This is a genomic window from Campylobacter sp. CH278 (assembly GCF_004378845.1).
Taxonomy (GTDB): domain Bacteria; phylum Campylobacterota; class Campylobacteria; order Campylobacterales; family Campylobacteraceae; genus Campylobacter_D; species Campylobacter_D jejuni.
In genome coordinates this window covers 45686-64987 of the sequence record NZ_RYXZ01000005.1, presented here as the reverse complement: position 1 = coordinate 64987, position 19302 = coordinate 45686, and the positions used below count along the sequence as shown (strand labels likewise).

At 30.4% G+C, this 19302-nt stretch carries 19 protein-coding genes and 1 pseudogene; 8 read left to right on the top strand and 12 right to left on the bottom strand.

Annotation, left to right across the window (positions count from 1 at the left end):
• Positions 1 to 18: 18 nt before the first annotated feature.
• From cmeC to ccoG, 5 genes are all read right to left on the bottom strand, one after another.
• Complete coding sequence (cmeC, locus tag ELQ04_RS05345) at positions 19 to 1497, bottom strand: multidrug efflux transporter outer membrane subunit CmeC (RefSeq protein WP_002866635.1); 1479 nt, start codon at positions 1495 to 1497, stop codon at positions 19 to 21.
• Positions 1490 to 4612, bottom strand: coding sequence for a multidrug efflux RND transporter permease subunit CmeB (gene cmeB, locus ELQ04_RS05340; protein ID WP_002866634.1), 3123 nt, complete (start codon positions 4610 to 4612; stop codon positions 1490 to 1492). The genes cmeC and cmeB overlap by 8 nt, the downstream gene beginning before the upstream one ends.
• Positions 4612 to 5715, bottom strand: coding sequence for a multidrug efflux RND transporter periplasmic adaptor subunit CmeA (gene cmeA, locus ELQ04_RS05335; RefSeq protein WP_002937012.1), 1104 nt, complete (start codon positions 5713 to 5715; stop codon positions 4612 to 4614). The genes cmeB and cmeA overlap by 1 nt, the downstream gene beginning before the upstream one ends.
• Positions 5716 to 5808: 93 nt before the next feature.
• Positions 5809 to 6441: a multidrug efflux system transcriptional regulator CmeR gene (gene cmeR / locus ELQ04_RS05330; protein WP_002866632.1), complete on the bottom strand. Its 633-nt coding sequence runs from the start codon at positions 6439 to 6441 to the stop codon at positions 5809 to 5811.
• On the bottom strand, positions 6428 to 7804 hold the full coding sequence (gene ccoG / locus ELQ04_RS05325) for a cytochrome c oxidase accessory protein CcoG (RefSeq protein ID WP_002937013.1): 1377 nt from the start codon (positions 7802 to 7804) through the stop codon (positions 6428 to 6430). Before ccoG ends, cmeR begins: the two co-directional genes overlap by 14 nt.
• A 159-nt stretch (positions 7805 to 7963) precedes the next feature.
• Here ccoG and rpsU point away from each other — a divergent pair, with 159 nt between their 5' ends.
• The 8 genes from rpsU (at position 7964) to ELQ04_RS05280 (ending at position 14534) form a co-directional block, all read left to right on the top strand.
• The gene (rpsU, locus tag ELQ04_RS05320) at positions 7964 to 8176 is read left to right on the top strand and encodes a 30S ribosomal protein S21 (RefSeq protein ID WP_002780697.1); all 213 of its coding nucleotides are present in this window, start codon (positions 7964 to 7966) and stop codon (positions 8174 to 8176) included.
• 122 nt (positions 8177 to 8298) lie between these two features.
• Positions 8299 to 8904 (top strand): UPF0323 family lipoprotein, encoded by a 606-nt coding sequence (locus ELQ04_RS05310; RefSeq protein ID WP_002866630.1) that lies wholly within the window; start codon positions 8299 to 8301, stop codon positions 8902 to 8904.
• Positions 8905 to 8913: 9 nt separating this feature from the next.
• The gene (locus tag ELQ04_RS05305) at positions 8914 to 10083 is read left to right on the top strand and encodes a glutathionylspermidine synthase family protein (protein WP_002937019.1); all 1170 of its coding nucleotides are present in this window, start codon (positions 8914 to 8916) and stop codon (positions 10081 to 10083) included.
• Between the two features lie 2 nt (positions 10084 to 10085).
• Positions 10086 to 11021, top strand: coding sequence for a D-2-hydroxyacid dehydrogenase (locus tag ELQ04_RS05300; RefSeq protein ID WP_002937020.1), 936 nt, complete (start codon positions 10086 to 10088; stop codon positions 11019 to 11021).
• On the top strand, positions 11011 to 11502 hold the full coding sequence (locus ELQ04_RS05295; RefSeq protein ID WP_002861136.1) for a YajQ family cyclic di-GMP-binding protein: 492 nt from the start codon (positions 11011 to 11013) through the stop codon (positions 11500 to 11502). The genes ELQ04_RS05300 and ELQ04_RS05295 overlap by 11 nt, the downstream gene beginning before the upstream one ends.
• An 8-nt stretch (positions 11503 to 11510) precedes the next feature.
• Positions 11511 to 11987, top strand: coding sequence for a hypothetical protein (locus tag ELQ04_RS05290; RefSeq protein ID WP_002854442.1), 477 nt, complete (start codon positions 11511 to 11513; stop codon positions 11985 to 11987).
• Positions 11988 to 11997: 10 nt separating this feature from the next.
• Entirely contained in the window at positions 11998 to 12822 is an 825-nt protein-coding gene (locus ELQ04_RS05285) for a hypothetical protein (protein WP_044778213.1), read from the top strand.
• A complete protein-coding gene (locus ELQ04_RS05280) occupies positions 12822 to 14534 on the top strand; it encodes an ATP-binding protein (RefSeq protein WP_002937022.1) in 1713 nt (570 codons plus the stop codon). Before ELQ04_RS05285 ends, ELQ04_RS05280 begins: the two co-directional genes overlap by 1 nt.
• Here ELQ04_RS05280 and ELQ04_RS05275 read toward each other — a convergent pair.
• The 7 genes and pseudogenes from ELQ04_RS05275 to ELQ04_RS05245 form a co-directional block, all read right to left on the bottom strand.
• Positions 14499 to 15071 carry a sulfite oxidase heme-binding subunit YedZ gene (locus tag ELQ04_RS05275; protein ID WP_002937023.1) on the bottom strand — a complete coding sequence of 191 codons (573 nt, stop codon included), beginning with the start codon at positions 15069 to 15071 and terminating at the stop codon, positions 14499 to 14501. The genes ELQ04_RS05280 and ELQ04_RS05275 overlap by 36 nt on opposite strands.
• Positions 15071 to 15964: a protein-methionine-sulfoxide reductase catalytic subunit MsrP gene (msrP, locus tag ELQ04_RS05270; RefSeq protein WP_134224468.1), complete on the bottom strand. Its 894-nt coding sequence runs from the start codon at positions 15962 to 15964 to the stop codon at positions 15071 to 15073. Before msrP ends, ELQ04_RS05275 begins: the two co-directional genes overlap by 1 nt.
• A 57-nt stretch (positions 15965 to 16021) precedes the next feature.
• Positions 16022 to 16699: pseudogene (gene pyrF / locus ELQ04_RS05265) on the bottom strand (orotidine-5'-phosphate decarboxylase); the annotation flags it as partial.
• A complete protein-coding gene (gene nusB / locus ELQ04_RS05260; RefSeq protein ID WP_002937026.1) occupies positions 16696 to 17094 on the bottom strand; it encodes a transcription antitermination factor NusB in 399 nt (132 codons plus the stop codon). The gene nusB and the pseudogene pyrF, both read right to left, overlap by 4 nt.
• The gene (ribE, locus tag ELQ04_RS05255) at positions 17094 to 17558 is read right to left on the bottom strand and encodes a 6,7-dimethyl-8-ribityllumazine synthase (RefSeq protein WP_002937038.1); all 465 of its coding nucleotides are present in this window, start codon (positions 17556 to 17558) and stop codon (positions 17094 to 17096) included. Before ribE ends, nusB begins: the two co-directional genes overlap by 1 nt.
• Positions 17555 to 18370, bottom strand: a complete 816-nt coding sequence (gene kdsA, locus ELQ04_RS05250; RefSeq protein ID WP_002854449.1) for a 3-deoxy-8-phosphooctulonate synthase — start codon at positions 18368 to 18370, stop codon at positions 17555 to 17557. Before kdsA ends, ribE begins: the two co-directional genes overlap by 4 nt.
• Positions 18367 to 19299, bottom strand: coding sequence for a DMT family transporter (locus tag ELQ04_RS05245; RefSeq protein WP_002877515.1), 933 nt, complete (start codon positions 19297 to 19299; stop codon positions 18367 to 18369). The genes kdsA and ELQ04_RS05245 overlap by 4 nt, the downstream gene beginning before the upstream one ends.
• Positions 19300 to 19302 lie beyond the last annotated feature (3 nt).

Here is a 19302-nt window from a genome sequence, read left to right as displayed (position 1 = left end):
TTTAGAGAATAGAACAAACTATTCTCTAAAAGACATATCTAAATTTTTTGATTCCTCTTTTATATTTTTACTCGTATCTTCACTTTGCTCAAATCCTCCACCAAATGCTTTGATTACATCTACTATGGAATTGGCATAAGAATATTTAGTATTATTAAAAGCAACCGCAGCATTAAGCCAATTTTGACGCGCCTCTAAATAATCTTGCAAAGACATTTCTCCTATATCATAGCGTTCTTTAGCAATTTCATAGATTCTTTTATAAGATTGTTCGCTTGCTTGTGCATTATCGTATTGTAAGCGTATAGTTTTTCTAGCTACTAAAGCATAGCGAATTTCTCCAAAAGCAGTAATCAAAGTATTTTGATAATTTACAAAAGCTTCATCTTTATTAAGCTTAGCTAAATTTACATTTTGGTAAATTTCACCCCAATGAAAAATAGGCAGAGTAAAGTTTCCACCTATATTCCAAGTCTTAGAACCTCCTTTAACCAAGGTATCTAAATCCCCACTTTCAAATCCCAATAATCCTGTTAAAGAAAGGCTAGGTAAGAAAGCCGTGCGAGCTACTCCAACAAGATAATTTTGCTGAGTTAATTTTTCTAAAGAAGAGCCAATATCTGGACGTTGAAGCAAGATGGTGCTTGAAATTCCAGTTGGAATGTCAAATTCTTTAAGATTAAAAACTTGATAGCTTTGATTTTTGTAAAGTATGTCATTTAAATCATTTGAAGTTAAAATTTTTAAAGCTTTAAGGTAATTTTCTTTATTTAATTTTGCTTCATTATATTGCAAAGCCATACTTTCTAAGTTGGCTCTTGCTTGAGCAAGTTCATATTCACCTACAGCGCCAACTTGAAATTTTTCATCATTGATCCTATAAATTTCTTTTGCAGATTCATAGGCTTCTTTAAGAGCATTTTCATTTTCATAAGCATTTACAAGATTAAAATAAGTTTGAACTGTATTTGAAATAACAGAAAGTCTTGCAGCTTCATAATCATACTCACTTGCTTTAAAGCTTGATTTTGAGGCGCGATATGTATCGCGATATTTTCCCCAAAGATCGATTTCATAGCTTAAATTAAGCCCCATTTTAAAATCATTACCGTAACTTACTTCCCCGGTTCGATTGCTTGGAGCATTTATAGCTGTTTTTGCACGACTACCGCTTGCGCTACCATCAAATTTTGGCAATAAACTGCTAAAATCTATGCCTAATTGAGCAGCAGCTTGTTCCATGTGTATGAAGGCAAGTTTTAAATCATTATTATTTTTAAGTGCTAAATCAACCACTTTATTTAAATTTTCATCATCAAAGTCTTTCCACCAATTTTTTGTGATAGAGCTATTGTTTTCTTTTTCCCAAGATAAGGCTCCAAGCTTATTATCAATGCTATAGTTTGCTTCGGGAATATTTAAATTTGGACTTAAAGAGCAAGCTGAAATCAAAAGAGTAAAACTTGCTATAGCACTAATTGAAATTATTTTATTCATGAACCTTACCTCTTTTTTTATCTAGCCATTCATTAAAATTTTCTAAAAGATAGAAAAATAAAGGCACAAAGAATATCGCTAAAGTTGATGCTGCGATCATTCCACCAATAAGCCCTGTTCCTAAAGAGTGTCTTGAAGCACTTCCTGCTCCTGTTGCGAAAATCATTGGCAAGACCCCAAAAGTAAATGCCAAAGAAGTCATTATGATAGGACGAAAACGAAGTTTTGCTGCTGCAACAGCTGCTTCAAAAACTCCTTTGCCTTTTTTAAAGCGCTCTTCCATTGCAAATTCTACGATTAAGATAGCATTTTTAGCTGAAAGTCCAATCAAGAGCAAAAGTCCTGTTTGAAAATATATGTCATTGCTAAATCCTCTTAAATATACCAATAAAAATGATCCAAATACCGCAAAAGGTACAGCTGTTACAACTGCTAAAGGTATAAGCCATCTTTCATATTGGGCAGCTAGAATTAAGAAGACAAATATCATACCTAAAGCAAAAGCATAACTTGCTGTTCCTTTACTAGAAACTTCTTGATAAGCTGATCCACTCCAAGCTATGGAATAATCATCCCCTAAAGTTTCTTTTGCTACTTGAGCAATTGCTTCTATAGCTTGACCTGAAGTATAACCTGGTGCGGGTTGACCTTGAACTTGTGCCGCTGGGAAAAGGTTGAATCGTTTTACATCATCAGGCCCTGAACTTCTTTGTAAAGTTAAGAAAGAATCAAGTGGTATCATTTTTCCATCATTTGATCTTACAAAAATATTTTTTAATGCATCTTGTGTATTTCTAAAATCACCTTTTGCGCGGATATTTACTTGGAAGTTTTTACCTAGCATAGAAAAATCATTAACATAATAAGTGCCTATAGTTGCATTCATCGTGTTAAAAACATCTTGCATGTTAAGATTGTAGTGTTTTAATTTATCTCTATCAATTATAAGCTTGTATTGAGGGAAAGTTGTATCAAGTGTTGTTCTTACTCTTGATAGTTCTTTTCTTTGGTTGGCCGCAGCAACAAGTTTATTTACATCTTTTTGTATTTCATCATAGCTTTTTCCGCTTTTGTTTTGAACATACATTTCAAAACCGCCTGTGATACTCAATCCAGGTATAGGAGGTAAGCCTATAAATACACTTGAAGCATTGCGATCAAAAGCAAATTTTTTATTAAGTTCGGCTATAATTTGATCAGCACTTACATTTCTATCTTTCCAGTCTTGCAAACCTATAAACATTGCAGCGGCATTTTCTTTGAGTGAACTTGTAAAAAGATCAAATCCTATCATAGCCATTGCATCTTTAACTCCATTAGTTTTTAAAACTTCTTGGCTTATGTGATCAACTTCTGAAATTGTTCTATGGAGTGCTGAAGCTGAAGGAAGGTTGATAATACTAATCATCAAACCTTGATCTTCTTCGGGAACTAAAGAATTTGGCACAGCTTTATTAAGATAAAAAATCGCTCCAAGCATAATACAAAAAATTAAAACAAAACGAATGGTTCTTTTTAGAATATATGCTACTCCTGCGCTAAATACAGAGGTGCTCCAATCAAAAAAATCATTAAATTTCTTTACAAATTTAAATGGTTCTCCTTCATTACGTCGCAAAAAGAGTGCGCATAAAGAAGGTGTTAAGGTAAGAGCAACAAAACCTGATATAGTTACAGATATAGCTAAGGTAAGAGCAAATTGTCTTTGAATTTCTCCAACAAAACCTGATATAAAAGAAACTGGTACAAAAACAGCACAAAGCACAAGAACAATTGAAATAACCGGAGAGCTAACTTCTTGCATCGCTTGAATGGCAGCATCTTTTACGCTTATTTGTTCATTTTCATGTAAAATCCTATCGATATTTTCTACAACTATGATCGCATCATCTACAACGATCCCTATGGCTAAAACCAAAGCAAAAAGCGTAAGTAGGTTAATACTAAAACCTAAAACATAAAGTCCAGCAAAAGTTCCTAACAATGAAACAGGTACAGCTATCATAGGAATAAGGGTTGCACGGAAATTTTTTAAGAACATATACATAACAATAATAACTAAAATTAAAGCTTCAACAAAAGTTTTAACAACTTCTTTGATTGATTCTATTACAAATTTTGTTGTATCGTAAGGAATTTTATATGTTAAACCTTTTGGGAAATTTTTTGAAAGTTCTTGCATTTTAGCTTGAACAAGTTCTGCTGTATGCAATGCGTTTGCCCCTGATTGAAGATTGATCATAATCGGAACTGCATCATTGCCATTTAATCGTCCTTGTGAGCTGTATTGTTGTGATCCTATTTCCACATCAGCTACATCTTTAAGTCTTAAAAATGATCCATCATCATTTGTTCTTAAAATAATGTTTTCAAATTCACTAGGATTTTGCAATCTTCCTTGCATAGTGATTGAATAAACATAAGGGGATTTTTGAGTTACAGGTTCTTCGCCAATTTTACCAGTTGCGTATTGGGCATTTTGGTCATTAACCGCAGAAATTACATCAGTAGCTGTGATTCCAAATTTATTTAATAAATCAGGCTTGAGCCAAATTCTTAAAGAATAATTACGATTTCCTATAGCATTTGCATCTCCAACTCCTGGAACCCTTTTTAACTCATCTAACACATTTAAAGTGATATAGTTATATACATCTACTGCACTCATTGAACCATCACTTGAATACATAGAAATTGCAGCAAGTGTTGTTGAGGAAGTTTTTCTAACTGTTACTCCAAGTTTTTTAACTGCATCTGGCATTTTTGCAGTTGCGGCTGAAATTCTATTATTAACATCTATGGTGGCTTGATCAGGATCTGTACCGATATCAAAATAGACAGTCAAACTCATAGTTCCTGAAGAACTTGAAGTTGAATCCATGTAAATCATATTATCCGCGCCATTGATTGCATCTTCGATAGGACTTGCAACTGTTGAAGCAATGGTTTGTGCATCAGCTCCTGTGTAAGTTGCACTTACTTTAACTGTAGGAGGAGTTAAAGAAGGATATTGTTCTATAGGTAAATTTGTAAGACTTATGACTCCAGCTAAAGAAATGATAATTGCAACAACTGAAGCAAAAACAGGTCTTTCGATAAAAAATTTAGAAAACATTATTGTGCTCCAATTTCTTTAACTTCACTACCAACTTGAATTTTTTTAAAGTTATCTAAAATGATTTTATCGCCATTTTGCAATCCTTTGTCAATAATGGCGTATTCATTGTTTTGGTAGCTTATATGTACAGAAGATTTTTCTACTTTTCCATTTTTAACAAGAAGAACATAAACATCATTTTGATCTTGTTTAACAGCTATTTGAGGCACTTTAAAGCCATTTTTTTGTATAAAACCTTCTGAAGTAATTGTTGCAAAAGCACCTGGTAAAAGTGTTGAGTTGTTGTTATCAAATACGGCTTTGGCTTTTACTGTTCCACTATTAGCATCTATAACCGAATCAATAAAATAAAGTTTGCCTTGAATGGTTTCTCCATTAAGATTTAAATTTGCATGAATGCTGTCTAAGTCCCATTTTCCACTTTGAGTATTGCGGACTAAATTTAGCTTATCTGTATCTGAAATAAAGAAATCTGCGTAAATAGGATTTAAATTTGTAACTCTAACTAGTTCAGTTGTTGAGGCACTTACATAATCTCCTATATTAACTAAAGCATCTCCTACAGTACCATCAAAAGGAGCTTTTATTTCGGTATGATTTAGATCAATTCTTGCATTTGCAAGTTGTGCTCTAGCACTTGCTAGACTAGCTTTTGAATTGTTAAATGTAGCAAGAGAAGAGTCGTATTCCTTTTGAGAGATTGCATTTTTACTAAAAAGAGCTTTAGAACGATTAAAATCCTTGCTTGCATTTTCAAAAGTTGCTCTAGCCATTAAAGCTTGTCCGTAAGCCGAATCAACACTAGCTTTAAATTTATCTTGCTCTATAATAAATAATGTTTGTCCTTTTTTTACCTTATCCCCAGCTTTAAAAAGTTTATTTACTATTACGCCACTAACTTGAGGTTTTATAATGACATCATAATCGCTGACAAGTTTAGCAGGGTAAGTAAAACTAAGTGGTAAATCTTCAGATTTAGCACTCATGGTTGTTACAGGTTGAGGCGGCATTTGTATTTTTGGTGCTTCTTCTTTGCTACAAGCAGTGAGTAAAAGCACAACACCTAAAGCTAAAATAGTATTTTTTTGAAATAATTTCATGGTTTTGCCTTGAAAAATTAAATTAAAAATTGTAATATTTATTACAAAAATTTTTGGCTAATTATATCTTAATTTTGGTTAATAAAATTATTTTTAAGCTTTGGAGCCATTGATCCCATTTAGAAAAACGTTTACAACAAATTCAACATGTTCTTTTTGTTCTTTTTTATTTTTCAAAGGAGCATTAATTAAAACATTAAGATGATGATAAGGTTCTTTTAACATAGTACAAAAAAGAACAGCAAGTTTTTCTGCATTTTTTTTCATATAAGAATTATTTTGTTGCTTGAAAAAATCCATAAGTATGTTATAGGAAAAATTTTGTTGATTATTTTCTATCCAATTGGCAAGATGTCTATCTTTGTCATAAACTTGAGAATAGATAATTTTACCAAAAGCTACAGCTTCTGGTTGATTGAAAATTTCTATAAAAGCTAAACCAAAAGAAGTTAAAATTTCTTTTAAAGTGCCATTTTCAATTTCTTGTGTTTTGGAATAAATAAGATGAAAGTGTTTTTTACATATGTCATCTAAAATTTCAAAGAATAGCCCTTCTTTACTTTTAAAACCATCATAAATATTAGAATAAGATCCTCCGGATAATTTAATAATATCACTCAAACTTGTTTCTTGGTATCCTTTTGTTAAAAAAAGCTCTAAGGCCACTGCTTTGATTTTTTCTTGTCTGGCTAAAACTTTTTGTGATGGTGTTCTATTTGAGTTCATTTTTATCCTTTATAAGAGTGCTTTTAGGGTATACAAATATACTTTTTCTAAAAACCGAAATTTTTTCATTATCCTTTGCGTAAGCTTTTATATGTAAAGGAAAGATTACATCTTTTTTATCATTATTTGCTAAATTTTTTGTAGCCCTGATAACAACTATTTTTTTGACTTGTTCTCCTGCTTTTAATTTAAAAGGTTTGTTTGGTCTTATGATTTCAATTCCATCATTTATTCCTTCTAAATTTGCTGTAAAATAATATTCATGAGGTTTAGAATCTGTATTTTGAAACAAAAAGGTATAAGCATTTGAAATGACTAATTCACCTTTAACATTTGAAATATTATATAATTCACTACTACGATTGATATTTAAAAGCATGCTTTCTTTTTTGCTTCCCATGATGATTAAAGCCAATAAAGCAATTAAAAGAACTATAAAATATGCTATCGTTCTAAATCTTAAATAATGAACCTTAGAACGCGTTTCAATAGCTTTTGCACTTGTCCAATTGATCAAACTTGGACGATTAAATTTGCTTTGTACCTTAGAGCAAGCATCGGCACATTCAAGACAATTAATACATTCAAGTTGCATTCCTTTGCGTATGTCAATATGAGTTGGACAGATGCTAACACAGGCTTCACAACCTATGCATTCTCCCTCAGGCGGTTTTTTATGAAGTTTGGTGTGTCCATCATAGATCAAGCCCCCGCGTTTTTCATCGTAGATCACTTGCATTGTATCATGATCGAACATTACAGATTGTATTCTTGCATAAGGACAGACATAAACACAAAATTTTTCTTGTAAGTAGGTAATATCCAAAGTAAAAAGTAAGCTAGCACAAAATAAAATTCCAAGTAAAAGTAGATGCTCGCCAGGATTTTGAATATAATTGAAAAAATCTTCAGGAGGAATAAAGTACCAAAGTAAATTACTAACAGCAACTAAAGATATAAAATAAAAAATTATTACTCCAAGAAATTTTTTAAAATATTGCCCCCCATATTCTTTTTGTTTGTTATTGATATTTTTGCGAATTTTAAGAAATTTAGTTTGTATGATATCTCTATATATAACTCTAAAAATCGTTTGTGGACAACTCCAAGCACACCAAATTCTTCCACCTAAAGTTGTAATAAAAAAAATAAATAAAAAAAGAAATATAAGAATAAAAGGCATGAGATAAAATTCTTGTGTTGAAAAAGAAATAAAAAATAGGTTTAATTTAGAATGATCAAAACTTAAAAGAAAAAAATGATTCTCATTAATTCTTATGAAAGGTAGGGCAAATATGATAATACTTGCAATTAAATATACAAAATATCGTTTTTTTGTATAGTTTGTAATGTGTCCTTGCATTTTTAGACCTTAATTATAATTTTTTAGCACTTTGTAATTAAGGATTATAACCGATAAAAACTAAAACAATTTTTAAATGCTTTCTAAGTTAGAATTAATAAGAAGTGTTTTATAATTATATTTCACAACAAAAATTTACACAGAAAGGTGGTGAGGACTGTGCCAGGAATCAAGGTGCATCCTAACGAGTCTTTTGATGAAGCGTATCGTAAATTCAAAAAACAAGTAGATAGAAATCTAGTTGTAACTGAAGTAAGAGCAAGAAGATTTTTCGAGCCTATGACTGAAATTCGCAAAAAACAAAAAATTTCAGCACGCAAAAAAATGCTTAAAAGACTTTATATGCTTAGACGCTACGAGTCAAGACTCTAACCCAAAAGCCCGAAAGGGCTTTTTTTATATCTACGAACTTCATTTGGTATTAAATTAAAAAGTATTTATTATTTTTTGTTAAAATTTCTAAATTTAAATTTTCTGTTTTTAGGATAAACTCTATGAAAAAAATCAAAAAAATCATTCAAATTGGTATGATAGGTGGTTTAGCAGCTGTTGCTGGAGGTGCTTTAGCAGGTTGTGGAAGTAATAATGACAATGCAGATACTTTAAATCAAGCAGCTAATGCTCAAGGAGCTTTTGTAATTATCGAAGAAACAGCTCCAGGGCAGTATAAAATCAAAGATCAATATCCAAGTGATGAAACAAGGGTAGTTTTAAAAGATCTTAATGGTACAGAAAGAATTTTATCCAAAGAAGAAATGGATGCTTTGATTAAAGAAGAAGCAGCTAAAATTGACAATGGAACTTCAAATTTAACTAAAGATAATGGGCAAATTAGTAGTGGGGGATTGAGTTTAGGAGAAACTTTACTCGCAAGTGCTGCAGGTGCTATTTTGGGAAGTTGGATAGGTTCAAAACTTTTCAATAATCAAAATTTTGCTAATCAACAACGCGGTGCTTTTTCAAATCAAAGTGCTTATCAAAGGAGTGTTAATAGTTTTAATAAAGCAGGCACAACAAGTTCTACTTCAAGTGCTAAAAAATCAGGTTTTTTTGGCGGAGGCTCTAAAGCTGCAAGTTCTAGTTCCTCTTTTGGCTCTTAAGGATAAATAATGCAATTACTACAAGTAGATAAACTTCAAAAAGATTATTTAGAAAATATAGGTTTTTCTTGGCATACAGATGAAGATGGAAGTGATTATATTAGCAATAAGTTAGTTTGTGTTAAAGAAAGCGAAGCTAATGCTTATTATGAAGCAGTAAATGAACTTTATGATATGTTTATTGCTGCAGCGCAAGAAGTGATTGATAATGATCGTTTTGATGAGCTTGGAATTCCTTTTAATCTTATTGATGCGATTAAGATGAGTTGGGAAAATGAAGTGCATTGGCATTTATATGGGCGTTTTGATTTAGCGGGTGGACTTGATGGCAAGCCTATAAAACTTATAGAATTTAATGCTGATACCCCTACTGCTCTTTTTGAAAGTGCGATTTTACAATGGGCGCTTTTAAAACAAAATGGAATGGATGAAAGTGCACAATTTAACAGCATTTATGAAAGTTTGATGGATAATTTTAAAAGACTTATTACCCTTGATGAAAGTGTTGAAGGGTTTGAAGAGCATTATCAAGGATGGAAAATTCTTTTTTCAAGTGTTGCAGGAAGTAAAGAAGAAGAAATCACTACAAAATTACTTTCTCATATAGCCAATGAAGCAGGTTTTCAAACTAATTTTTCCTTTGTAGATGAGGTGGAATTTAGTGAAGAGGGTGTTTTTAAAGAGGGTGAAAATTATGAGTATTGGTTTAAGCTTATTCCTTGGGAAGATATAGCCATAGAAGAGGGTGAACTTGCCATGCTTTTAACTCAAATTATGCGTAATCAAAGAGCAATTATTTTAAATCCTGCTTATACGCTTTTATTTCAATCTAAGGGAATTTTAAAAATTCTATGGGAACTTTATCCAAATCATCCATTACTTTTAGAAACAAAAGATACTCCTTTGGAAGGTAAAAACTATGTTAAAAAACCTGTTTTTGGTAGAGAAGGCGCAAATATCAGTATAATTAAAGATGGAAAAACTTTACATGAAAATGTAGGTCCTTATGGGAATAATAAGGCTATTTATCAAGAATATGTAGAGTTTAATTCATGTGAAAACGAATACTATCAAGTAGGTGTTTTCTTTGCTTATGAAGGGTGTGGCTTAGGATTTAGAAAAGGAGGACTTGTGCTTGATAATTATTCTAAATTTGTAGGACATATTATAAAGGATTAGAAATGAAAATTGTTTGTTTAGATGCGGCAACTTTAGGGGATTATGATTTAAGTGTTTTTGAAAAATTTGGTTCTTTGCAAATTTATACTACAACAAATAAAGAGCAAACCATAGAGCGTTTAAAAGATGCTAATGTCGCCATGACAAACAAGGTTGTAATTGATAAAGATGTGATTGATGCTTGTAAAAATTTAAAACTCATTTTAGAAACTGCAACAGGGGTTAATAATATCGATATTGAGTATGCTAAAGAAAAAGGTATTATTGTAAAAAATGCTGCTGGGTATTCTACTATGAGTGTGGTGCAACATACTTTTGCGTTTATGTTTGCTTTTTTAAATCAAATACCTTATTATGACAAATGGAGCAAAGAGGGTAAATGGTGTGAAAGTCCTATTTTTACAGATTATAGTAGAATTTTAAACACCTTAAGTGGTAAAAAACATGGTATTATAGGTTTAGGAACCATAGGTAAAGAAGTGGCAAAAATTTCAAAGGCTTTTGGAGCTGAAATTTATTATTATTCTACGAGTGGAGCTAATAAAAACGCAGATTTTATACATTTGGAATTAAAAGATCTATTAAAAACTTGCGATATTATAAGTATCCACGCACCTTTAAATGAAAAAACTAAAAATTTACTTACCTTTGAAGAATTAAAGCTTTTAAAAGATAATGTGATTTTGATTAATGTAGGAAGAGGTGGGATTGTCAATGAAAATGATTTAGCTAAAATCATAGATGAAAAAAATATTCGTGTAGGGCTTGATGTTTTAGAAATTGAACCTATGATGAAAAATCATCCGCTTTTAAGCATTAAAAATAAAGAAAATCTTATTATCACCCCTCATGTTGCATGGGCGAGTAAGGAAGCTTTAAATGCCTTAATGGATATAGTTTATAATAATTTAAAAGAATGGATAGAAAATGGCAAGTGAACATAGTTTTGATATTTCAGCAGCTTTAGATAAACAAGAGTTAAAAAATGCTTTTGAACAAGCTAAAAAAGAACTTGATAGTCGTTATGACTTAAAAGGAATTAAGTGTGAGATTGATTTAAATGAAAAAGAGAGTATTTTTAAACTCAGTTCTTCTAGCGAAGGAAAACTTGATGTTTTAAAAGATATAGTGATTTCTAAACTTATCAAAAGAGGAATTAATCCTAATGCCATTAAAGAACTTTCTCGTGAAAGTGGAGCGATGTTTCGTTTAAATTTGAAAGCAAACGATGCTATTGATAGTGAAAATGCTAAAAAAATCAATAAAGCTATCAAAGATAGCAAACTTAAAGTTAATTCTTCGATTCGTGGTGAAGAAATTCGTGTTGTAGCAAAACAAATTGATGATTTACAAGCTGTAATGAAGCTTGTAAAAGAGCTTGATTTAGAGTTAAATATCAGTTTTAAAAATCTTAAATAAGGTCAAATTTGAAGCATTGTTTAGCTCTGTGTTTTATTTTTTTTCTTTGTGCTTGTAGTGTGAAAAATCAAAATTTTTCGAGTCAAAGCTTGATGGTTTTGATTGCTTCTCCTATGATAAAAATCAATGACGCAGCTTTTTTAAAAAAAGAAAATAATGCTTTAAATTTAGAAGTTTATAAACTAGGGCAAGCTTTTTTTGAACTCAAAATCAAAGATAAAATTTGTATCAATGCAGTGTGTTATGATAAAAAAGTGTTTAATCAAAAATTTTTTAAAAATGTATATTATGATGATATTTTAAGTGATATTTTAAAGGCAAATGCTTTATGGCAGGGTAAAAATTTAGAAAAAACTGATTGTGGTTTTGAACAAAATTTAAAAGCAAAAAATTATGAAATTTTTTATCAAGTTTGCGATAATAAAGTAAGTTTTTTTGATAAAATTTCACATACTAAAATTATCTTAACGCATATTCAAAATTGAAGGATAGAGTTTGAAATTTTTTTTACTGGTATTTTGCTTTGTAAATCTAGCTTTAGCGCAAATTTATAAAGGTGAATTGTATTTTTATCATTTGCAGGATAAAGAAATTTTTGCCATAGTTTATGATAATACACCTATGACCCCACTTTTTGACAGGGATAAAAATCAAACAAGTTCTAGTTTTTTAATTGTTGATGATATAAATGGAAATTTAGAGATTCCGCTCGTTAAGACAAATGATTTTTGGCAGGATGAGCGTAAAAAATATAAAATCAATTCTTCTAAAATGCTTACATATGATAATAAAAATTTTCAAGGAGAAAATTTAGGAACAACTACTTTAGAACTTGTCGAAACGCAAGATGGCATTCGTATAAAGCGTAGTCTTGATTTTATAGGTTTTAATGATGATTTTAAAGAATTTCATCCTGTTCATAAGGGTGTATTTAGCTTTGAGCAAATTCGCCAAAAACCTATTTTTTTACAAGATGGAAAAATTAGTTTTGAAGAATGGTATTATTTTTATGAAGATGGTATGAGTCGTGCTATTTTAGAGTTAAATAATTTCGTTTATGATATTAATGCTCACGCATTTGTAAAACTAAATGATTTGTATAATACTGAAAATCAAAAATTTCAAAATCTTTTACATGAGAAGCTTAAAAATACATGTGATGAGTGTTTTGAAGATCTGCAAAATTTACAATTTAATAATAATTTTTTGCTTAATAATGGAAAACTAAAAATTTGTTATCTACCTTTTGAAGGTCATTTTTTAGATGAAAATATTTGCGTAGAATTTAATGAAGACGAGCTTAAGGAATTTAAAAAATAATGGAAAAATTAAAAAATTTTTTAAGTTTGAAAAATATAGAAGATACTCAAATTTATAAAGAGCTTAAGTGTGCTAAAAATGAAGCTTTGATTCTTAGAGAGCTTTGTAGAAATTATGTCGTTTCTATTTCTTCTATCAATGCCTTTACTTTATTATCGACAATTTTTGGAAATGATAAGTATCTTTATCTTGATGCTTTGGAGGATTTAAAAAAACTTATCGAAAGAGGTTTTGTAAATCAAAATTCGAGTTTTTTTAAAAGTTTGGAAAATAATAAAACTCAAACATTAACTCTTGCCTTATTGCAAAGTGAGCTTAGTCTAAGTGAATATTTTTTAGAATTTTTAGAAGCAAAACCTCGTTTAAATTTTGAGAAACAAGAGGCTTATGCAGATTATTTAGAATATTTAAAAGATGAATTTGCGCGTATTCAATTATACGAAAGATTAAGTTTTATACAAAAAAGTGCTTATAATAGTGAAATAAAAAATCAAATTAAACTTTATGAAAAACATATCAAAGAAAGACTAAAAAAAAGTAAATTTTATAATGTATTGGCTGATATTTTTAAAGAATACAATCTTGAACATAAAGAACAAATTATTTTTCTAGCACTTTTAAAAGAAGAATACGCCTTAAGTAATGAAAGTTCGATTTCTAGAGAAATGAATTCTTTACTTTCTTTAATCAGTGAAAATGATTTAGAAAGGCATAAAAACAAAAAACTATTACAAGAAAATGCTCCTCTTTTAAACTTAATCGAGTATGATGAATATTTAAATGCTTTTGGAGATATTTCTAAAAGTTTTTTTATTATTGATGAAATTTTACAAAGAATTATAAATTTTGAACCAAAACAAAGTAAAAAAATCAAAATTGAAAGTGTTTTAAAAGATCAAGATATTTTCGAGCTTATAGAACCAAGCACTGACATCAATGATATTATTATGCCTGAAAATACAAAAGAGCTTTTAGAAAATATTTTAAAACAACAAGATAAAAAAGTCCTAGAAAGACTTCATTCTTGGGGTATAAAGAGTAATAAAAATATAGAAGCTAAAATTATTTTTTATGGTCCTGCTGGTACTGGAAAAACTATGTCAGCTTTAGCTATGGCTAAATCAATGAAAAAATCTGTTCTTAGTTTTGACTGTTCTAAAATTTTGAGCAAATGGGTTGGAGAGAGTGAGCAAAATGTAAGAAAAATTTTTGATACTTATAAAAATATTGTGCAAACTTGTAAACAAAGTCCTATTTTACTTCTCAATGAAGCCGATCAGTTTTTAAGTACGCGTGTAGATGGAAGTAGTGGTAGTGATAAAATGCATAATCAAATGCAAAATATATTCTTAGAGCAAATTGAGCGTTTTAGTGGTGTAATTATCGCTACGACAAATTTTTTAGAAAGCTTAGATAGTGCATTTTCAAGAAGATTTGATTATAAGATAGAATTTAAAAAACCTGATTTTAAAGATAGGCTTAAAATTTGGGAAAAATTTCTACCTAAAAAAGCATTATTTGAAAAAGATTTTGATATAAATATTTTATCAAATTATGAATTAAGTGGAGCACAAATTTTAATGGTGGTGAAGAATACAGCTTTGAAAGTAGCTGTATCACAAGATGGGGTTTTTAAAATGCAAGATTTTATAGAAAGCATACAAAAAGAATTAAATTCAAGTTTTGATAAAAGTAAGATTGTTGGATTTTAACTTTTTTAATGTTTTTGTATAGCGAACTATAAAATAAAACAAAGCTACAATTAAAGCACTCCATTCCCAAAACATAGGAACTTTTGGGGTTAAAAAATAATGATAACTTGCCAAAACTAAGCATAAATATCCTAGTTTTCTGATTTTACTAAGTTTTTTAAAGATTTTAAAAGAACTTAAAAGCATTAAAAATATGATTAAAAATGCGATAAATCCACTTGCTTCTAATAAACGATGTGAAATATCATCAAAAAGCCTTAAAATTTGAGCATTTCTATCAAAAATAAAATAATTTAAAAAGTGTAAAATTGCCCAAAAAGCTGCAAAAATACCTAAAATTTTAGGATAATTTTTTGTTTTTTTAAATTTAAGTAAAGAAAATAAAAGACTTAAATTTAAAAAGATTAAAGCAAATATTCCAGTGTAAATATAGGCTTCTTTTACAAAATCAAAGGCTTTTATGATATGATAAAAGCCATAGATTAAACTTATGATAAAGCCAAAATAAGCAAGAAATTTAAAGTATTTTATCTGCATTAAAAATTCACTTTCAAGTCCATGTTTTTATATAAGCTTGCCACTTCTTTTTCATAGCCATTAAACATTAAAGTAGGCTTGGTAAAGAAGTCTCCTAAAGCCCTCTCGTTAGCTTGAGACCATCTAGGATGAGAAACATTAGGATTGACATTAGCATAAAAACCATATTCACTTGGAGCGTAACTTTCCCAAGTGGATTTAGGCTGTTCTTTGGTAAATTCTATTTTAACTATAGATTTAATACTTTTAAAGCCATATTTCCAAGGAACAACAAGGCGTATTGGAGCACCATTTTGAGGCTTTAAGGCTTTTTTATACATTCCTACTGCAAGCAAGGTAAGAGGATGCATAGCTTCATCCATGCGAAGTCCTTCTACATAAGGATAGTCTATAGTTGGAAATAAAGCGTCTTGATCGGGAAATTGGCTCTTATCTAAAAGAGTGGTGAATTTAACAAATTTTGCCTCGCTTGTAGGTTTTACCATTTCAATCAAACGACGCAATTCAAAGCCTACCCAAGGTACCACCATAGACCAAGTTTCAACACAGCGAAAACGATAAATTCTTTCTTCTAGTGGGAATTTTAAAATATCTTCCATGCTTAAAGTTAAAGGTTTTTCTATTTCTCCACTGATATCGATTTTCCAATTTTGAGTATTGAAATTTTGTGCCAATGATACAGCCTTTTTTTTATCTGTTGAAAATTCATAAAAATTGACATAATTTGTAGCAAGTTCTTCATCGCTGATTTCAAGTTTGTTTGGATTAGTATCGCTTGTGAAATTTAAAGCAGATAATTTAGAAGCAAGCACGCTTGAACTTATTAAAGCACCTGCTCCAAGTTTTAAAAAATCTCTTCTTTTTTTATATAAATTCTCAGGGGTTATAATCATAATTTTTCCTTGTTAAAAATTTTTATTATTAAAACATAACAAGGATAATGATTATTAAATTTCTTGTAGAATTTTTTCGCAAATTTTTCTAGGGTTATTATCTTTATAAATAGGGCGTCCAACTACTATAAAATCGCTTAAATTTTCTCTAGCCATTGTTAAATTAGCGACGCGTTTTTGATCATCGTTTTTTTCTCCAAATGGACGAATTCCTGGAGTGAGAGTTAGGAAATTTCTTTGAGTGTGTTCTTTGATGATTTTACTTTCAAAAACAGAGCATACCATACCATCAAGTCCATTTTCATAGGATATTTTTGAAAAATTAATTACAGCTTCTTCGATTTTTTGTCTATAAATACTAAAGAAATTTTCTTCATCAAAACTCGTAAGAGCAGAAACTGCTAAAACTAAAGGTCTTTTTGAAAATTTGCTAAGCCGTGTCATAACTTCTTGCATGGCTATTTTTCCAGCACTTGCGTGGATATTGATCATATCAACACCAAGTTTTGATATTTCTTCGCAAGCATCTGCCATAGTGTTGGGAATATCATGAATTTTAAGATCAAGAAATATTTTAAAATCATCAACTTTTTTAAGTTCTTCTATGAATTTAAAACCATCTCTTAAATATGCTCTTAAACCTACTTTTAACCATATGTCTAAATTTTTTAATTCTTTAGCAAGTTGCAAGCATTCTTCTTTTGTAGAAAGATCAAGTGCGACACAAAGCTTCATTTTTTAGCCTTTATCAAGGCATCTAAAACTCCATTTATAAATTTTGGAGAATTATCATTAGCAAGTTCTTTGGCAAGTTCTATAGCCTCATTGATAACAATGGCGCTAGGAGTATCGGTAAAAAGTAACTCATAAGCTCCAAGTCTTAGTATAGCTCTTTCTACATGTCCTAAAGCTGTAATTTGATTATCATTTAGAAATGAATTTAAGGTTTTATCAATATTGTTTAAATTGTCTAAAATTCCATGATATAAATTTAAAGTAAAATTTTTTTGTTCATTGCGTATTTTTTTTTCATCTAAAATTTCATCTACAAAAACGTTGTTTTGAGAATTTAATTCAAAAGCATAAAGTAAGGAGATGACGCTTTGGCGAACTTGATGACGCGTTGCCATTAAAGCTCCTTGCTTAAATTTAACATCTCGATTACAGTTGTCATAGCTTCAAAGCCTTTATTGCCTGCTTTGCTTCCAGCTCTTTCTATGGCTTGTTCTATTGTATCTGTAGTTAAAACACCAAAGCTTACAGGGATATTATGATTTAAACTCACATTGGCTATGCCTTTGGTGGTTTCTGCTGAAACATAGTCAAAATGCGGAGTTGAGCCACGAATTACTGCACCTACGCAACAAATTGCATCAAAATTTTTGCTTTCTATAGCTTTTTTTAACGCATACGGAAGCTCAAAAGCACCAGGAACAAGTATAAGGCTTAGATTTTCCTCTTTGCCCCCGTGTCTTAAAAAAGCATCTTTTGCTCCTTCTACAAGGCGATCTGTGATGATATGATTAAATCTTGCATTAATGATAGCAATTTTTGTATTTGAGTCTAAATTTAATTTTCCTTCAATAATATTCATTTGTTTTCCTTTATGATATTTTGTATTTCTAGTAATGTATTAACGCAATTTTTAAGGCGTGTAAGATTAAGCATATTAGGTCCATCACATAAAGCCTCGCAAGGATTAATATGTGTTTCAAAGAAAAAGCCATCTATGCCTACGGCTGCTGCCGCTCTTGCTAAAGGTTCTACAAATTCGCTTTTCCCTCCGCTACTTCCACCTGCAGCCCCTGGCATTTGTACGCTATGGGTAGCATCAAAAATAACTGGAGCAAATTCACGCATGATAACTAAAGAACGCATATCTACTACTAGATTTCCATAGCCAAAGCTAGCTCCTCTTTCAGCTACAAAAACACCATTTTTTTGAGCAGCTTCATAGCCTTCATCTTCTATGCCACGGGTTTGTAGAACTTTTTTAACGCTGTATTTGATATCGCTTGGGTTTAAAAATTGTCCTTTTTTGATATTAACTTTTGCCTTAGTTTTTGCTGCGGCTACAAGTAAATCGGTTTGACGACATAAAAAAGCAGGAATTTGCAAGACATCAGCTACTTCACTTACAGGGTTTGCTTGATTGCTTTCGTGTATATCGGTTAAGATTTTCATGCCAAATTCATCTTTTACGCTTTGTAAAATTTTTAATCCTTCTTCAAGACCAGGACCTCGAAAAGAATTAATACTTGTGCGATTGGCCTTATCAAAACTTGATTTGAAATAAAATTCTATATTTGGGTTTTCATTAAAATTTTTTAATTGTTCGGCAACTTTAAAAATCAAATCTTTGCTTTCTATCACACAAGGACCAGCAATGAGTATCATTTTTTTCATTTTTTTCCTTTGTTCTTAACTAAAATTAATCCACCAAAAATAATGCCTATTATACCTAAAAAAACCATAGTACTTGGTAAATTATCTCCTAAAATTATCCCAACTATCATACTAAATACTACATCAAGATAACTAACTCCAGCAACTACTCCTGCTTGTTTAGCGATACCATAAGCTTTAGTGACATGAATTTGATAAATAGTGCCTAAAGTTCCCATAATGGCAATGATAAGCCAAGCTGTAAGACTTGGCATCACAAAAGGTGCTAGAATGAAATCTAAATGTAAAGAATCAAGATGCTGTGGTTCAAAAAATTCAGCACTGATCATAGAAATTAAAGGCATTAAGGTTCCTAAAAGGATAAAAGAAAAGGCAATTTGTTCTGTAGTGTAAGATTTTCTAAGTTCTCTTACACTTGTAAGAGCTAAAGCGGCTAAAAATCCACTCGTGATACCTATAACTGAATTTTTTAAATCAAAGCCTGAATGATTTAAATTATGAGCCCAAGGCTGAGCGATTAAAAGCACTCCACCAAATGCTATTAAAATTCCTATCCAGCCTTTGATGCCAATATTTTCTTTAAAAACAACAAAAGCTATTAAAGTAATAAAAATAGGAGCAGTTTTTTGAAAAGCAAAAGCTCCGCCTAGTGTAATATTTGAAACATTATAGAAAAACATATATAGTGAAAGCGTGCCTACTACTCCACGAAATACCAAGAGCCAAAAATGCCCCCCTTCTTTATGTGCCTTAGATCGTTTTAAAAGATAGACTATGAAAAAAATTCCTATGATATTTCTAAAAAACATAATTTCTATAGAACTCATTTCCTTACTAAGAATTTTTGCACAAGCTCCCATAAGTGCAAAATCCAAACATGCTAAAATCATGAAATAAATTCCTAAATTATGCTTGATTACTTTTAGCATTTT

Coding starts and splice junctions, on each gene's coding strand:
- ELQ04_RS05275 (WP_002937023.1), bottom strand. CDS start 15,071: ATGCAGATAAAATACTTTAAATTTCTTGCTTATTTTGGCTTTATCATA.
- ccoG (WP_002937013.1), bottom strand. CDS start 7,804: ATGCAAGGACACATTACAAACTATACAAAAAAACGATATTTTGTATAT.
- ribE (WP_002937038.1), bottom strand. CDS start 17,558: ATGAATATTATTGAAGGAAAATTAAATTTAGACTCAAATACAAAAATT.
- cmeR (WP_002866632.1), bottom strand. CDS start 6,441: ATGAACTCAAATAGAACACCATCACAAAAAGTTTTAGCCAGACAAGAA.
- msrP (WP_134224468.1), bottom strand. CDS start 15,964: ATGATTATAACCCCTGAGAATTTATATAAAAAAAGAAGAGATTTTTTA.
- cmeC (WP_002866635.1), bottom strand. CDS start 1,497: ATGAATAAAATAATTTCAATTAGTGCTATAGCAAGTTTTACTCTTTTG.
- ELQ04_RS05305 (WP_002937019.1), top strand. CDS start 8,914: ATGCAATTACTACAAGTAGATAAACTTCAAAAAGATTATTTAGAAAAT.
- cmeA (WP_002937012.1), bottom strand. CDS start 5,715: ATGAAATTATTTCAAAAAAATACTATTTTAGCTTTAGGTGTTGTGCTT.
- cmeB (WP_002866634.1), bottom strand. CDS start 4,612: ATGTTTTCTAAATTTTTTATCGAAAGACCTGTTTTTGCTTCAGTTGTT.
- ELQ04_RS05310 (WP_002866630.1), top strand. CDS start 8,299: ATGAAAAAAATCAAAAAAATCATTCAAATTGGTATGATAGGTGGTTTA.
- nusB (WP_002937026.1), bottom strand. CDS start 17,094: ATGGCAACGCGTCATCAAGTTCGCCAAAGCGTCATCTCCTTACTTTAT.
- ELQ04_RS05295 (WP_002861136.1), top strand. CDS start 11,011: ATGGCAAGTGAACATAGTTTTGATATTTCAGCAGCTTTAGATAAACAA.
- kdsA (WP_002854449.1), bottom strand. CDS start 18,370: ATGAAAAAAATGATACTCATTGCTGGTCCTTGTGTGATAGAAAGCAAA.
- ELQ04_RS05245 (WP_002877515.1), bottom strand. CDS start 19,299: ATGCTAAAAGTAATCAAGCATAATTTAGGAATTTATTTCATGATTTTA.
- ELQ04_RS05280 (WP_002937022.1), top strand. CDS start 12,822: ATGGAAAAATTAAAAAATTTTTTAAGTTTGAAAAATATAGAAGATACT.
- ELQ04_RS05300 (WP_002937020.1), top strand. CDS start 10,086: ATGAAAATTGTTTGTTTAGATGCGGCAACTTTAGGGGATTATGATTTA.